The sequence below is a fragment of the Cohnella luojiensis genome (assembly GCF_004564235.1).
GTDB classification, from domain to species: domain Bacteria; phylum Bacillota; class Bacilli; order Paenibacillales; family Paenibacillaceae; genus Cohnella; species Cohnella luojiensis.
The window spans coordinates 14,759-28,903 of record NZ_SOMN01000031.1 but is presented as its reverse complement, the minus strand read 5'-3'; the positions used below and the strand labels follow the sequence as shown (position 1 = coordinate 28,903).

Genomic DNA, 14,145 nt, shown 5'->3' with positions numbered 1-14,145 from the left:
TAACGCGATTATCATAAATACCGTCTGGGAGACGACCCGGATCCCTAATCGATGGCGGACTCCAATTAATCGGGTCGATGGCGTGTGCGTCCCCTCGCGCCAGAACAAGCAGGCCATGCGGAACAGCGGAGTGAAGGTTCCGATATTCATTGTTCCGCATGGAGTGAATAGCCGAACTTTTAATCCAAGGAATCGGAAGCTGCCGCTAAAAAACGCAAATGGACGATTTATCTTCGTTTCGGTCTTCGGCTTTCAGCACCGCAAAAATCCCGAAGCTTTATTAAAGGCATATTGGGAAGAGTTTTCTTCCAAAGACAAAGTGCTTTTGATCATCAAGACGAACGGATACGCTCCTTACCAGAACGAAAGATGGATCCGCAACCGAATGCTAACCTACAAAAAAAGGCTTGGAATTCGCAAGAAAACGGCACCGGTTATGGTTATCGCCCGACGTCTAAATTCCGAGAAGCTGAGAGGGATTTATACGCGCGGTCATGCGTTCGTTCTTCCTACAAGAGGCGAAGGAGTCGGCTTGCCGTTTTTAGAAGCGTTAGCCAGCGGTATTCCCGTAATAGCGACGGGTTGGGGCGGACACATGGACTTCTTAACAAGTAAAAATTCTTTCTTAATTAACTATAGATTACAATCTCCCGTTATCGGCATGAATCGTAAATCGTCGATATCTACTCAATTTCGCTATTTGTTTGCGGGAAAAGGACAACGGTGGGCGGAACCCGATATCGGCAGCTTAAAAAGACTGATGAGAAAAGCGTACAAAAATCCTCTTCTATGCAAAAAGAAAGGACGGCGAGGCAGGCTTGATGCGTTGAACCTGTCTTGGAACCGTGCGGGTATTTCATTGAAAAAAGCGGTAGAAAAGGTAATCCGGAATAAAAGGTAAAGATCGCCGCTCCAATTTTTCGAGGGGGAGGAATGTACTTGCGGATTGTTCTATTGAGCGGCGGTTCCGGAAAAAGACTTTGGCCGTTATCTAACGAGATTCGATCCAAAATATTTCTAAAGCTCCTACCGTCGGAAGATGGCGGCAAGGAATCCATGATTCAGAGGGTATGCAGACAATTGGATGAAGCGGGATTGCTTTCATCCGCCTCTATCGTTGCGCATGAGAGCCAAGTGGAAATTATACAAAATCATGTAGGCGACAAAATTCCTATTATTGCCGAACCTCATAAAAGGGGAACCTTTACGGCAGTTGCATTAGCAGCAAGTTATTTGCATTCCAAGCTGCCGGCGACTCTGGATGAAACGGTATGCGTTATTCCGGCCGATATATTCGTCGAGTCGGAATTTTTCGATTTGCTTCGCCAATTTCCCGGGGTCCTTTCTCGATCGAAATCGGATCTGGCCCTTCTCGGCACGACTCCCAAGCGTCCCTCCTGCCAATATGGCTATATTGTGCCGCAACAAGCCGGTGGGACGGATTCCGTACCGAATGATTATTACTCTATTTCTCAATTCGTCGAGAAGCCTAATGAAGAGAACGCAATTCGCCTGATCAACCAAAACGCGTTGTGGAACTGCGGCGTGTTTGCTTTCTCCTTGTCGTTCATGCTTTCTAGTTTAAATAGCAAAGGTCTGCCCATAGGATATGACGAGCTGCTTGACCGCTATGAGCATCTTCCCGAAGCTAGTTTCGATGTAGAGGTCGTGGAGAAAACACGTCAGTCGGTCGTCATTCCTTACGACAAAGCTTGGCAGGATCTAGGCGACTGGGGCGTGCTTCCGGATTATTTCGGAAACAGCGTCATCGGTCTAGGCGAGGTATCAAGCGATTCCATTGAAACGCATCTGGTCAATGAGCTTGCGCATCCGGTTCACGTTATCGGCGTTTCGAATATTATCGTAGCCGCAAGCGCCGATGGCATTCTTGTTGCGAATAAAGCCAAATCCAATCAAATTAAAAAGATGCTCAACTCCCCTCAAAAGCCCATGTATACGGAAAAAAGATGGGGAACCTATCGAATATTAGACCGTTCGAAGACGGAAATGGAAACGGAAACCTTAACGAAGAAAGTAGAAATGTTGCCCGGGAAAAATACAAGCTATCATCTGCATCGGAAGAGGAGCGAAACCTGGACCATCCTATCCGGTACCGGAGAATTCATGCTGGATGCGGTGAATTATCGGATTCAAACCGGAGACGTTCTACAAATTCCTGCCGGCGCCAAGCACGCCATTAAGGCGATTACGCCTCTTGAATTTATTGAAATCCAAATTGGGACCGAACTGGTTGATGAGGATATCATTCGTATAGCTACGACATGGGATGAAATGATGCGATATTGCAATAATAAAGATCTATAAAGAAGCTGGAGGCATCATATGCCCCCAGCTTCTTTTCTTAAATTCCAAAAATGCCCTGCAGCGTGCAAGAGAGGCTGAGAAGCAGGGAGTAGAAACCTTGGAGCGGATACTGGATTTGTTTTCTCTATGAGCGAGTGCTATCTTTAAGAAAAAACGAACTCATGGAGGTTGAATGATGAAAGCGCTATTTATCGGAGGAACGGGAACGATCAGCTCTGCGATTACCAAGCAGTTACTGGAACAAGGATGCGAGCTTTACCTGCTGAATAGGGGTACCAGAAACGATAACCTGCCTACCGGCGTAAACCTCATTCAAGCGGATATAAACGATGAAGATCAAGTAGCTAAGCTGATCGCGAACTTGGAGTTCGACGTCGTCGCCGATTTTATCGCATTCGTGCCAGCCCAATTGGAAAGAGATTATCGTCTATTCAATGGTAAAACGAAGCAGTTTATGTTCATTAGCTCCGCCTCGGCCTATCAAACGCCATTATCCGATTATAGAATTACGGAGGGAACTCCGTTATCCAATCCGTATTGGGAGTATTCCAGAAACAAAATTGCCTGCGAAGACTATCTAATCAAGCAGTATCGCGAGAACGGCTTTCCGATTACGATCGTAAGACCAAGCCACACCTATGATGAGCGTACCATTCCGCTTGGCGTGCATGGAAGCAAGGGGACTTGGCAGGTGGCTAAGCGCATGCTGGAGAACAAACCCGTGATCATTCATGGGGACGGAACTTCTCTCTGGACCATGACGTACAATAGCGATTTTGCAAAAGGCTTCATAGGTTTAATGGGAAATATTCATGCGATTGGAGAGTCCGTTCATATCACTTCGGATGAGACGGTTACTTGGAATCAAATCTACGAGGTTATTGCCGATTCTCTTGGAGTAAAACTAAATGCCGTCCATGTTTCGTCGGAATTCCTAGCTGCATGCAGCAAAGAGGATTATAGGGGCGGACTACTAGGGGACAAGGCGAATTCCGTCGTTTTCGATAATTCGAAGCTGAAGAGACTCGTTCCCGAATTCGTTGCAACGACGCGGCTCGACCAAGGGATTAGGCAAACGATTGAATATATTTTGGCCCATCCCGAACATCAAAAAGAGGATAAGGAATTCGATGTCTGGTGCGATAAGGTTATCGGTGCATTGGATGCTGCCGTATCGGCAATTAAAGGCTAAGTAATATAGGGGCTGTCCCAAAAGTATAAACTTTTGAGCAGCTTCTTTTTTTATCTTGGACCAGGTCGAACTTGGTGCAGGAATAGTTGCTGCTACTATTAAGAATTCGTTCTTATTTACGTAGGTCAAACTAAATTGGTGCTCGAAGTCAGCGCGAAGGGTCGTAGTTAGCTTTAGTCAAACTAATTGGGTGCACGGAGTCGGCGCGGAGGGTCTTAGTTAGCTCTAGTCTAACTAATTGCGTACTGGAGGCTTTGTTTAAGGAGTTGTAGTTTGCGTAGGTTTACTAATTGCGTGAGTGGAGAGGATTTATGAGTGAAGAAGGGGCTATCCCAAAAGGGTAGAACCGATTAAGTAAATCCCGAAATATGAACAAGAAAACCTCCAAATCCACTATCAAAGTGGGGATGGAGGTTTTACTTTGGCTTGATTATTCATCGAAAGTGGGGGCTCAAAAAACCTAAAATTGACTTTTGAGACAGCCCCTTCAATAACAGCGACTACATTGCCCCGGCAAAATGGCAGGCTGCGAAGTGACCTGGTCGGTGCTCTACCAAAGGCGGCATTTCTGCGGAACAAACTTCTTGGGCCAACGGACAACGGGTTCGGAACGGACAGCCGCTTGGCGGATTAATGGCGCTCGGCAAATCGCCTTTGATAATCACTCTTTCTTTTATCGCCTCGATTTCCGGATCCGGAATCGGAACTGCGGACAGAAGCGCACACGTATAGGGATGCAATGGACTGGCGTATAAATTCTCGCTATCCGCCAGCTCCACGAGTTTGCCGAGATACATGACCGCTACGCGGTCGCTGATGTATTTGACCACGGAGAGGTCGTGCGCGATGAACAAGTAAGTTAATCCCATCCCCCGCTGCAGTTCCTTCAGCAAATTGACGACCTGAGCCTGAATCGAAACGTCAAGCGCGGAGATCGGTTCGTCGCAGACGATAAATTTCGGTTTCACTGCAAGCGCGCGGGCGATTCCGATTCGCTGTCGTTGTCCGCCGGAAAATTCGTGCGGGTATCGGTTGGCGTGATCTGCGCGCAATCCTACTAGCTCCAGCAATTCCTCAATCCGTGCTCTCCTCTCGGCCCGGCTTTTCGTCAGCTTATGAACGTCCAATGCTTCGCCGATGCTGTCCATTATCGTTAACCGCGGGTTCAGCGAAGCGTAAGGATCTTGGAAAATCATCTGAATGTCCCTGCGCATGGCTTTCATTCTGGCGCCCGATGATCGATAGACATCCTTGCCCTCGAACAGAAATTGTCCGGAGGTAGGCTCGTATAGGCGTAGCATCGTGCGGCCGACCGTCGATTTGCCGCAGCCGGATTCTCCGACCAAGCCTAGTGTTTCCCCTTTGCGGATGGAAAAGCTTATATCGTTAACGGCTTTTAACGTTCTTCCTTTGCCCAAGTAAAACTCTTTGCGCAATTGATTCACTTCAATAAGCGGCTCGCTCATGCATTCGCCTCCTGTGCCATTTCGTGATTCAACCAGCATCGGGCAGCCTGCGTGCCACCGCAATCCAATAGGCCGGGATCTAATCGCTGACAAATTCGCATCGTATAAGGGCATCTCGGCGCAAACGCGCATCCGGCGGGAGGATGAACCAGGTCAGGAGGCGTACCGATAATCGGAATCAATGGCTCTTCCTTTCTTGAGTCCAGACGCGGGACGGATTTCAACAGCCCTTCCGTATACGGATGTTTGGGGTTGGTGAATAATTCCTTAACAGTCCCCGTTTCGACGACCTGGCCCCCATACATCACGATAACCCTGTCGCAGATACCCGCCACAATACCGAGATTGTGGGTGATCAGGATGATGGAGGTTTTCAGCCGGCTGCGCAGTTCTTTCATTACTTCCAATATTTGCGCCTGGATCGTTACATCCAGAGCGGTGGTTGGTTCATCGGCGATTAGAAGAGCGGGGTCGCAGGCTAAAGCTATAGCAATCATGACCCGCTGCCGCATTCCCCCTGAGAATTCGTGCGGATATTGGTTGATCCGGGTTTCCGCACTGGGTATGCCGACAAGCTTCAGCATCTCGATTGCCCGTTTTTTGGCTTGAGCGGCATTCATGTTCAAATGCCTAGTCAAATTTTCAATGATTTGACTCCCGACAGTGAGCGTCGGGTTCAGCGATGTCATCGGATCCTGGAAAATCATCCCCATCTTGCTTCCGCGCAGCTTGCGCATTTCCTTCTCCGACTTGAGCAGGATTTCTTCTCCGAGGAAACGAATGGACCCGCTTTTGATGCGGCTCGGAGGGGATGGAATCAGCCGCATTAAGGTTTGGGCGGTTACGCTTTTGCCGCAGCCGGATTCGCCTACGATTCCCACCACTTCTCCGGGGTCGACGTGGAAATCAACGCCTCTTACCGCCTGCAATTCTCCCTCCCTAACATGGAAGGAGACCTTTAAATTTTTTACTTCCAGAACCGGTTCGCGAGCAATCGGTTTATTCATCAGGCCCCTCCTATTTTTTTAGTTTCGGATCGAACGCATCCCGCAGACCGTCGCCGAGATTGTTCTTCCACGCCGAATGGTTGAACCACTCCTACGCATGGTTTACGATAAGATACTAGAGTAGAATCTTTGTAGTACGAATAGAAGCAGCGAAGAGGCTGTCACACAATTAGTGGGCAGCCTTACATTGAAGCTTCTAATAGCGATGTTTTGTATTGTACTTGAAGCGTTGCAACCTAATGAGTAGGAAAACAAGGATGTTTATCATTGCTATTGGCCTATTATTTTTTAAAAGGAACACATCATTTCATTGATAACGTTGTTTTTAACCGTAATTTGAAATCTAACAGGGTTATGTAACGAGAACAACGATGAATTTCATCGTTGTTCCGTTCCGACCGGCAACAGCTCGTCGATCCAGCTGAATTGGCCGCCGGTGTCGGCGTTGTTTAGCCTAATATTAACCAATCCATTGAGGTACCAGAACGGCTGACCTTCTTCCGGCAACCGAATTCGCGGTGATAAGTTCCTATTCATAATTATTCTCGGATAAAAAGACTGTTAAATATCGTCGTTAAGCTTGTAAAGAGCAAGGGCACCCAAATGGGTGCCCTTGCTCTTTATGGTTTCATCGATTATCATGCCGCCCGTCGAAGTAAGCTCCCGACTGCAAATCGTTAACGAATTGTTGAAGCCACTCGTAGTAGCTTACCGCATGCTTCAGCTTGTGAAGATCTTCAAGACATAGCTTACGTTCTTCCTCCGATGTGTTCAGCTCCAGAATTGTCTCTGATAACGGGGGGATGACGGCGTCTAGAGCTCCCCTCATAACGTCGATTTCCCGCTGAAGCTTGGTGGCGAAGAACGATTGAAAGGCCTTGAAGAAATCCGTCTCCGCGGCGTAGAGATCCTTTCTCTCGTCTTTCTCCTTCAGCTTGGATGCCATCTTGGAATCGATCAACGAACGAACGGCGTAGCTCATGTTGCTCTTGCTCATGTTCATGTGAGTTTGCATCTCTTCCAGCGTCATCGGCTTATCCTCGAAAAACATGATGCCATATAGCTGGCCGAAGGAGTAATTGACGCCATATAGGTCCATCGTCTGAGCTAAGGCGTCGATTACCTTGCCCCGGAGCTCCTCGCGCTGCGTTAACGGTTTCTTCATTTTCCCCGACGTTGCTTTCTTCATGTCTTCGCCTCCGCCTCTCTACCAACAATTTAACACAAAACCCAATAAAATTTCACGCAGAAATAACCATTCTTAAAAGTCCTTAACGTACAATAATTTTAGAACGTTGATATCATAATGACTAAATTAGGCAGACAAAAACACTTCGTTGAATAATTATTGAACGATAGGAGGGGGTGGGAAAATGGGGAGAAAAAAGTTCGCCGACGAAGGTAAAGCGTTGTTGTTCACTTTGCCAGCAATGGTGCCCCTCGCTTTGTTCTGGTTTTTCCCGCTGGGCTATGTCGTTTATCTTAGCTTCATGGAATGGGACTTCATGAGTCCAACGAAATTGTTCGTTGGGCTTCAGAACTATCGGGACTTGTTCGGCGATCCGGCCTTCTATCAGTCGCTTCGGGTGTCGGTCCTCTTCTGCTTAGGAAGCGTATTGCCGATCATAGCGATCGGGTTGGCTTTGGCTATGCTGTTAACCCGGAAGATGAAGGGCGGCGCGATTTACCGGACGTTAATCTTCTCGCCTTGGGTTACGCCGACGGTCGCGGTATCCATCGTGTGGTCCTGGATTTACGAACCCGAGGTTGGATTAGCCAATAGCGTTCTGAGAGTATTCGGCTTGGATGGAATTCGCTGGCTTGAGGATCCGAACTGGGCGCTCGTCGGCATTCTGCTCGTAACGATATGGAAATCCGCGGGCTGGAGCATGATTTTCTATCTGGTAGCCATACGCAATGTACCTGCCGACTTGTTGGAAGCGGCTGGGCTGGATGGCGCGGGAAGCTGGCGTAAATTCATTCACGTTACTCTTCCGCTCATCTCTCCGACGACGTTCTTTCTGTTTATCGTCCAGATGGTCCAAGCGCTGCAGGCCTACGACCAGATCAACGTGCTTACCCAAGGCGGACCTGCGGGCTCGACAAGGACGTTATTGTACCTCTATTATCAATCCGCGTTCGATTCCTTTCAAATCGGACAAGCTTCGGCCGTTGCCATTACGTTGATCGTCGGCTGCGTGCTTCTCTCGGTATTCTCCGCTATTGTCGGACGCAACACGGTTCATTACTCCTGACGAACAAGGGAAGAGAGAGGGGATCGTTACATGCAAATTTGGAAAAATCTCGGAACGACGGTTCAATACCTGGTCGTCGCGGCCGTCGCGATCCTGATGGCATTCCCGTTCTATTGGATGGCAACGAGTGCACTCAAGACCAACGACGAGATTTGGCAGTTCCCCCCGACGTTCTGGCCGCACGAGCCTTTGTGGCACAACTTCCGGGATGCTTGGGTGGCCGCGCCTTTCGCCCAATATATGCTGAATAGTATTTTCGTCGCGGGATCGATCGTCGTCATTCAAATCTTTAATTCCGGGATGATGGCCTACGCCCTTACCCATATGAAATTTCGACTGAAGGGCATCTTCGTGTCGGCCATTCTGATCGGATACATGATTCCCGCAACTGCCGTCTATTTGCCCGGCTACATTGTTCTGGGCAAGCTGCAGCTGCTTGATTCCTATGCGGGATTGATCCTGTCCAACTGCGTGAGCGTGTTCTCGATTTTCCTCATCAGGCAGGCCTTTCTTCAAATATCCCATGAAATGATCGAGGCCGGGCACATGGATGGAGCCTCCCACACGCGCATCTTGTGGACGATTCTTATTCCGCTTACGCGATCTTCTTTTGCCGTACTCGCTTTAATTACTTTTATCGAGCAGTACAACAATTATTTCTGGCCTATGCTCATCACCAAGGACCCGAATCTTCAACTCGTATCGGCCGGACTGCGGAGCTTCTTCGTGGAAGGGGGTGCTTACGGACTGAAATGGCCGCTCATCATGGCAGCCAGCGCGTTCACCATTGCTCCATTACTCGTATTATTCGTGCTGACGCAGAAAACCATCATACGCAGCGTCAACCTTTCGGCAGGTGCCAGCAAAGGATAATTAAACAGACAAACAAAGTGGAGGGAAACCAACGTGTCTATGAAGAAAAAATCAACTCTAGGTCTTCTAATCTTATCTTTTCTGCTGCTTACGGCTTGCGGCTCGACCGGAAACAACGCGAACATCGCTTCTTCCGCTCCGGCCGAAACGTCGGATCCGGCTAGCTCCCAGCCAGCCGAAAGCTCTGAAGCTCCGGCAACTCCGACAGAACCCGTAACGATCGAATTCTGGTACGGATTGGGCGGCAAACTGGGTGAGAATATGCAAAGTCTGATCGAGAAATTCAATTCCTCCCAACAGGAAGTCATCGTCAAGCCCGTCGTTCAGGCGGATTACTCCGAGACGGGGAAGAAGCTTCAGGCCGCTATCGCATCGGGTAACGTGCCGGCGGCCGTATTATCCTCCAACGTCGATTGGGCGAAAAAAGGATATTACGCTTCGCTGGACGAACTAATAGCTGCCCAGCCGGATTTCAATAAAGACGATGTCATCCAAACGTTCTTGGAGCAGGGTAAGGTTGACGGAAAGCAATATTTCCTGCCGATGTACGGAACGACGCAGGTCATGTATTACCGTAAAGACGCTTTCGAGAAAAGCGGCATCAAGCCCGAAGAGCTCACGACATGGGAAGCTCTAGGCAAGGCTGCGGCGACCATGACGGTAAAAAGCGGCGATAAAACCACATTCTACGGCTGGGAGCCGATGTGGGGCGCGGAAAACATGATCGACGCCGTATATGGCAAAGGCGGAAGCATTCTGAGCGAAGACGGCAAAACCGTTCTGATCGATTCTCCGGAATGGATCTCGACTTGGGAATTCTTCCGTAAAGCCATCCATGACGACAAAACGATGAGAATTCATTCCGGCGGCCAAGGCTGGGAGTATTGGTACAAAACGATCGACGATGTCATGAAGGGTCAAGCCGCCGGTTATACCGGTTCGAGCGGCGACCAAGGAGATCTCGATTTCACGCAGCTGGCAGCCATGGAACAACCGGGCTGGGAAGGCGTCGGAGCGGGCAAGCCCGTCGCTCAAGCGATTCTGGCAGGTATTCCGGCCAAAGCTAGCCCTGAACAACAGCAAGCCGCTTTCAAATGGTTTAGCTTCTTCATGAACGCGGAGAATACGGCCTTCTGGTCGATGAACAGCGGCTATATCGCCGTGCGTCAATCGGCGCTTGACGATCCTGCTTTCATTGCGTTCAGCAAGGAAAACCCGCAAAGCACGATCCCGTTAAAGCAAGCCGCGCATGCTTCCAAGCCGTTCCAAGATCCGACCGGCGGCAAAATAAACGACGCCCTCAAGATCGCAGCGGACAAAGTGCAGATCAGCAACGTATCGGCGGAGAAAGCCCTTAAGGAAGCGAAAGAAGCGGCTCAGCGTGAGCTCGATAAGTTGAATAAATAAGGGAGGTCTCCCGCATGCCAACATTACGCATAGCGGGCGCGGCCCATCCGATTCAAGCGATCTTGTTCGATAAAGACGGCACATTGCTCGATTTTATCTACACATGGGGGAACTGGAGCGAGCGGCTGCTCGCCCGGTTCTCCCAACAGCTTGTTCGGAGAAAGCTGGCGCCGCTTAGCATAGACTCGGATACGCTTTGGGGTACTCGTCATGCGCCTGACGGGGAAATCGTCGGGTATGACCGCAACGGGCCTTTGGCGATGGGAACGATCGACGATCTGCTGACGGTCTTGTCCTGGCAGGGCTATCGATCGGGCTTGTCGTGGGCGGAAGCTAAAGTGCTGGCGGAGGATTGCCGAAAGTATGCCGATGAGCAATTGCATCAAACAAGGGCGGTTAAGCCGCTGCCCGGCGTTATTCCGTTCCTGGAGCAATGCCGTCAAAGCGGGATCGCATTAGCGGTGGTCACGGCGGATGAGACGGCTATGGCTCTCAAGCATCTGGATTGGTTGGGTATTGGGTCTTACTTCTCGGTATGTATCGGTACCGATCAAGTGAATCGAGGCAAGCCTTACCCGGATATGATTGAACTGGCCTGCGACAAGTTATCTCTAGCGTGCTCGCAAGTTGCCGTCATTGGCGATACGAACGGAGATATGAGAATGGCCAAATCGGCGGGAGCGGCTCTGGCCGTGGGAATCGCCGGTTCGGATACCACCGGAATCAATGATTTGCCCGATGCCGACGTGGTCATTTCCTCTTATAGCGAGCTTGCTCTATGGGAAGACGAACAATGAAAGGTGAGAAAAGCATGGGTTGGTTGCTGCTCTGCTGCGCTATCGTGCTGGAGTTGTCCGGTACCGTATCCATGAAGCTTTCGGAAAGTTTTACGCGGGTTATCCCTTCCGTCCTCATGTTTATTTTCTACGGCGCCAGCTTCACGCTGCTGAATTACGCGCTCAAGTATATGGAAGTCAGCACGGTCTACGCGATATGGTCGGGAGTAGGGATCGTACTTATTACGTTAGCGGGGTATTTATTTTTCCAAGAACGGTTGTCTGTGTCTTCGCTGCTGTGGATTGGAGTCATCGTTGTCGGAGTCATCGGCTTGAATATAAGCAACAATGGGCATTAGCAAAGGGAGGTTATGAAAGACATGCGGAGTCTCGGGGAAAATGAACTGTTGGAACGCCCCCTACTTTCTTTTCAGGTCATTACGGATACTCATATTCGTTCCGATCCGGAGCATCCCTACAATCGCCGCATGGAGCGGGCTCTTAGGGACATTGCCGAGAATGCCCCGAACAGCCGCGGGATCATGCATGCCGGGGACGTTACCGATTACGGGTTTCCGGGCGAATACGAGGAATTCCGCCGAATCTGGAACGAGAACAAGGAGGGGCTGCCTAAGCTGCTTCTCACGATGGGCAATCATGATGTCGGCCTGGGCGAGTGGGAGTCCCGCCTGTCTCACTTTCTGCACGCGACGGGAATGGGCGGAGCCTACCACGATCATTGGATCGACGGTTACCATTTCATTTTCCTCGGTACGGAAGAGGGGCTGGAGCTATATTGCTCGTTATCGAACGAGCAGCTGGAATGGCTGGACGCCAAGCTGGGCGAAGGGGATTCGTCGACTAAGCCGGTATTCGTGTTCCTCCATCAGCCGCTGTTGGATACGGTGGCCGGTTCGCTGGAAGCGCAGAAGTGGAGCGGCGTGACGCAGGACGCGGAGCTTAAATCCGTACTGTCCAAGCATCGCCATCAAGCGATTCTATTCACGGGCCATACGCATTGGGAGATGGAAGCGCCGCATAATTACTTCGATGGAGGGGCGTTACTGCCTCCCATGTTCAACGCTGCATCCGTGGCTTATCTTTGGACGGACGAAGACGAGGGCAAGGAAGGCAGCCAAGGCTATTACGTCGAGGTTTACGGCGATCGCGTAGTGGTTAGAGGAAGGGATTTCGAGCGTGGAGCCTGGATAGAGCCGGCTCGGGTTCAACTCGAATATCCGCGGGGTTGACATTGTTTGGCGGCGAATGATATCCATTAAGATCTAAAGTTAAATGTCGTTTCGTTTGCTTTGATCGGAATTTAAGTGCAGCTCCGACGTTTATTTATTTTAATCTCCAGTGTTCCGGTTAATTTAGCTTAGTCGCTGCAGTTTAAGCAACGAGTGGATGAAAACCAAAGGTTGATACGAAACAAGCCGCCCTCAACTCCCCTTTTGGAGAGTGAGGCGGCTTTTATGTTTCTATTGTAGAATATAAATAGGAAGGGGGGCTAAAGGTGTATGTTACATAAGTTCGATGCAAACGATCGAGTATTAAGTCGGAGTATGTTTACGGCGGATGAAGTTCCATACAATCTGATCCATCGCGTTTGCGATTTGGAGAGTTCAACGAAACTCAAAACGACAGACGACACGATGATCTATGCCCAGTCGGAAGGACACAACGCTTGGTTATGGATTTCAAGGGAAGTTGAGAATGACCGGAAGAACATGCTCCTGCAAGAGCTTATCGCTCAGCTCAATGGTGCGGCATTACCTGGAATATCCGGGGAACCTAAGACCGTGGAAACTTTCGCAAAGTTATATGGCGAGGCTAGAGGAATTCATTATCATCATCACATGGCCATGGAAGCTTATTATTGTCCAAAGGCAAAGAAGCCTATAAACATGGAAGGAGCATTGCAACGATCAACCCTTTATGACGTGGAAACGGTAGCAGAGTTTATGGCCGGATTCTCCGAGTGGGCATACGGAATTTCGGTTGATCCGGCGAGTCAGATTCCTGCTGCAGAGGGGATGATAGCAACAGGCAATCTATATCTATGGCTGGTAGACGGTCTCGTTGTATCCATGGCGAATATCGCTCATCGTGCTCCAAGGCATGCTAGAATCAACGCGGTATACACTCCGCCAGCCTCCCGCAAGAAGGGGTATGCCAGCGCAATAGTGGCGGAGCTATGTTCGATTCTAGAATCGGAGCGGTTAGTGCCGATGTTGTATGCGGATCTACAGAATCCGGATTCAAACAAGGTTTATAGAAACATAGGCTTCGTGGAAAGCGGGAAAATCGCAGACATCAAATTCAAGTAAAAATACAGGAGGCTAACGCCATGTTGAAACTATTCGAATATAACTGGCAAGTGCGCAAAGATTGGTTTGACTGGTGCGAATCGGTATCCGAAAAAGAGTTGCTGGAGAGACGCACCGGCGGCCCGGGCGGCATTCTCTATACGCTGTTTCACATTGTGGAAGTCGAGTACAGCTGGATAAGCGGATTGCAAGGAAAGCCGGAGCCTCAAGAGCCTCCGTTCGAGGACTATGCCGACGTGCAAAAATTAAGAGATTATTCAGCGCGTTGCCATGAGGAAATCGCTCCATTCATCTACGGATGGAATAGCAGCATGGAAACTCGTTTTTTATCCGACCAGAACGCAAAAGGCGAAAGGTTCGACTTCAAATACGGGGAAATCATGCGGCATGTAATCGCCCATGAGATTCACCACATCGGCCAAATGTCTGTATGGTCGAGAGAAATTGGAAAGCAGCCGATTACCGCGAACTTGATTCGCAGGGGATTGTTCGATATTTAACGTTGGCTTAGGAG

At 49.6% G+C, this 14,145-nt stretch carries 15 protein-coding genes; 11 read left to right on the top strand and 4 right to left on the bottom strand.

The genetic code is table 11. The annotated features are described in order from the left end of the window. Positions 1 to 115: 115 nt before the first annotated feature. The 3 genes from E2980_RS18255 to E2980_RS18245 all read left to right on the top strand — a co-directional run bounded on the left by E2980_RS18255 (position 116) and on the right by E2980_RS18245 (position 3,517). Positions 116 to 901 (top strand): glycosyltransferase, encoded by a 786-nt coding sequence (locus E2980_RS18255; RefSeq protein WP_240703083.1) that lies wholly within the window; start codon positions 116 to 118, stop codon positions 899 to 901. A gap of 38 nt (positions 902 to 939) precedes the next feature. Continuing rightward, positions 940 to 2,325: a sugar phosphate nucleotidyltransferase gene (locus tag E2980_RS18250; protein WP_135153658.1), complete on the top strand. Its 1,386-nt coding sequence runs from the start codon at positions 940 to 942 to the stop codon at positions 2,323 to 2,325. Positions 2,326 to 2,500: 175 nt separating this feature from the next. After that, positions 2,501 to 3,517 carry an SDR family oxidoreductase gene (locus E2980_RS18245; RefSeq protein WP_135153657.1) on the top strand — a complete coding sequence of 339 codons (1,017 nt, stop codon included), beginning with the start codon at positions 2,501 to 2,503 and terminating at the stop codon, positions 3,515 to 3,517. A gap of 500 nt (positions 3,518 to 4,017) precedes the next feature. Here E2980_RS18245 and E2980_RS18240 read toward each other — a convergent pair whose 3' ends face one another. The 4 genes from E2980_RS18240 to E2980_RS18230 all read right to left on the bottom strand — a co-directional run bounded on the left by E2980_RS18240 (position 4,018) and on the right by E2980_RS18230 (position 7,179). Further along, positions 4,018 to 4,983, bottom strand: a complete 966-nt coding sequence (locus E2980_RS18240; protein WP_135153656.1) for an ABC transporter ATP-binding protein — start codon at positions 4,981 to 4,983, stop codon at positions 4,018 to 4,020. Continuing rightward, positions 4,980 to 5,990 carry an ABC transporter ATP-binding protein gene (locus E2980_RS18235; RefSeq protein ID WP_135153655.1) on the bottom strand — a complete coding sequence of 337 codons (1,011 nt, stop codon included), beginning with the start codon at positions 5,988 to 5,990 and terminating at the stop codon, positions 4,980 to 4,982. The genes E2980_RS18240 and E2980_RS18235 overlap by 4 nt, the downstream gene beginning before the upstream one ends. Before the next feature lie 378 nt (positions 5,991 to 6,368). Continuing rightward, complete coding sequence (locus E2980_RS24315) at positions 6,369 to 6,527, bottom strand: hypothetical protein (RefSeq protein WP_167747175.1); 159 nt, start codon at positions 6,525 to 6,527, stop codon at positions 6,369 to 6,371. A gap of 91 nt (positions 6,528 to 6,618) precedes the next feature. Further along, on the bottom strand, positions 6,619 to 7,179 hold the full coding sequence (locus E2980_RS18230) for a GbsR/MarR family transcriptional regulator (RefSeq protein ID WP_135153654.1): 561 nt from the start codon (positions 7,177 to 7,179) through the stop codon (positions 6,619 to 6,621). A 184-nt stretch (positions 7,180 to 7,363) separates the two neighbouring features. Between E2980_RS18230 and E2980_RS18225 the strand changes: the two genes are divergently transcribed. From E2980_RS18225 to E2980_RS18190, 8 genes are all read left to right on the top strand, one after another. Beyond that, complete coding sequence (locus E2980_RS18225) at positions 7,364 to 8,245, top strand: carbohydrate ABC transporter permease (protein WP_135153653.1); 882 nt, start codon at positions 7,364 to 7,366, stop codon at positions 8,243 to 8,245. Positions 8,246 to 8,275: 30 nt separating this feature from the next. After that, complete coding sequence (locus E2980_RS18220) at positions 8,276 to 9,118, top strand: carbohydrate ABC transporter permease (RefSeq protein WP_135153652.1); 843 nt, start codon at positions 8,276 to 8,278, stop codon at positions 9,116 to 9,118. A gap of 39 nt (positions 9,119 to 9,157) precedes the next feature. Beyond that, on the top strand, positions 9,158 to 10,525 hold the full coding sequence (locus E2980_RS18215; RefSeq protein ID WP_135153690.1) for an ABC transporter substrate-binding protein: 1,368 nt from the start codon (positions 9,158 to 9,160) through the stop codon (positions 10,523 to 10,525). A 14-nt stretch (positions 10,526 to 10,539) separates the two neighbouring features. Continuing rightward, positions 10,540 to 11,322 carry an HAD family hydrolase gene (locus E2980_RS18210; protein WP_135153651.1) on the top strand — a complete coding sequence of 261 codons (783 nt, stop codon included), beginning with the start codon at positions 10,540 to 10,542 and terminating at the stop codon, positions 11,320 to 11,322. 14 nt (positions 11,323 to 11,336) lie between these two features. Beyond that, positions 11,337 to 11,660, top strand: coding sequence for a DMT family transporter (locus E2980_RS18205; RefSeq protein ID WP_135153689.1), 324 nt, complete (start codon positions 11,337 to 11,339; stop codon positions 11,658 to 11,660). Between the two features lie 21 nt (positions 11,661 to 11,681). After that, the gene (locus E2980_RS18200; protein ID WP_135153650.1) at positions 11,682 to 12,551 is read left to right on the top strand and encodes a metallophosphoesterase family protein; all 870 of its coding nucleotides are present in this window, start codon (positions 11,682 to 11,684) and stop codon (positions 12,549 to 12,551) included. Positions 12,552 to 12,821: 270 nt separating this feature from the next. Next, complete coding sequence (locus tag E2980_RS18195) at positions 12,822 to 13,631, top strand: GNAT family N-acetyltransferase (protein ID WP_135153649.1); 810 nt, start codon at positions 12,822 to 12,824, stop codon at positions 13,629 to 13,631. A gap of 20 nt (positions 13,632 to 13,651) precedes the next feature. Then, entirely contained in the window at positions 13,652 to 14,131 is a 480-nt protein-coding gene (locus E2980_RS18190; RefSeq protein ID WP_135153648.1) for a DinB family protein, read from the top strand. Positions 14,132 to 14,145: the final 14 nt, after the last annotated feature.

Coding starts and splice junctions, on each gene's coding strand:
- E2980_RS24315 (WP_167747175.1), bottom strand. CDS start 6,527: ATGAATAGGAACTTATCACCGCGAATTCGGTTGCCGGAAGAAGGTCAG.
- E2980_RS18255 (WP_240703083.1), top strand. CDS start 116: ATGCGGAACAGCGGAGTGAAGGTTCCGATATTCATTGTTCCGCATGGA.
- E2980_RS18190 (WP_135153648.1), top strand. CDS start 13,652: ATGTTGAAACTATTCGAATATAACTGGCAAGTGCGCAAAGATTGGTTT.
- E2980_RS18200 (WP_135153650.1), top strand. CDS start 11,682: ATGCGGAGTCTCGGGGAAAATGAACTGTTGGAACGCCCCCTACTTTCT.
- E2980_RS18205 (WP_135153689.1), top strand. CDS start 11,337: ATGGGTTGGTTGCTGCTCTGCTGCGCTATCGTGCTGGAGTTGTCCGGT.
- E2980_RS18195 (WP_135153649.1), top strand. CDS start 12,822: ATGTTACATAAGTTCGATGCAAACGATCGAGTATTAAGTCGGAGTATG.
- E2980_RS18220 (WP_135153652.1), top strand. CDS start 8,276: ATGCAAATTTGGAAAAATCTCGGAACGACGGTTCAATACCTGGTCGTC.
- E2980_RS18245 (WP_135153657.1), top strand. CDS start 2,501: ATGAAAGCGCTATTTATCGGAGGAACGGGAACGATCAGCTCTGCGATT.
- E2980_RS18225 (WP_135153653.1), top strand. CDS start 7,364: ATGGGGAGAAAAAAGTTCGCCGACGAAGGTAAAGCGTTGTTGTTCACT.
- E2980_RS18230 (WP_135153654.1), bottom strand. CDS start 7,179: ATGAAGAAAGCAACGTCGGGGAAAATGAAGAAACCGTTAACGCAGCGC.
- E2980_RS18240 (WP_135153656.1), bottom strand. CDS start 4,983: ATGAGCGAGCCGCTTATTGAAGTGAATCAATTGCGCAAAGAGTTTTAC.
- E2980_RS18215 (WP_135153690.1), top strand. CDS start 9,158: ATGAAGAAAAAATCAACTCTAGGTCTTCTAATCTTATCTTTTCTGCTG.
- E2980_RS18235 (WP_135153655.1), bottom strand. CDS start 5,990: ATGAATAAACCGATTGCTCGCGAACCGGTTCTGGAAGTAAAAAATTTA.
- E2980_RS18210 (WP_135153651.1), top strand. CDS start 10,540: ATGCCAACATTACGCATAGCGGGCGCGGCCCATCCGATTCAAGCGATC.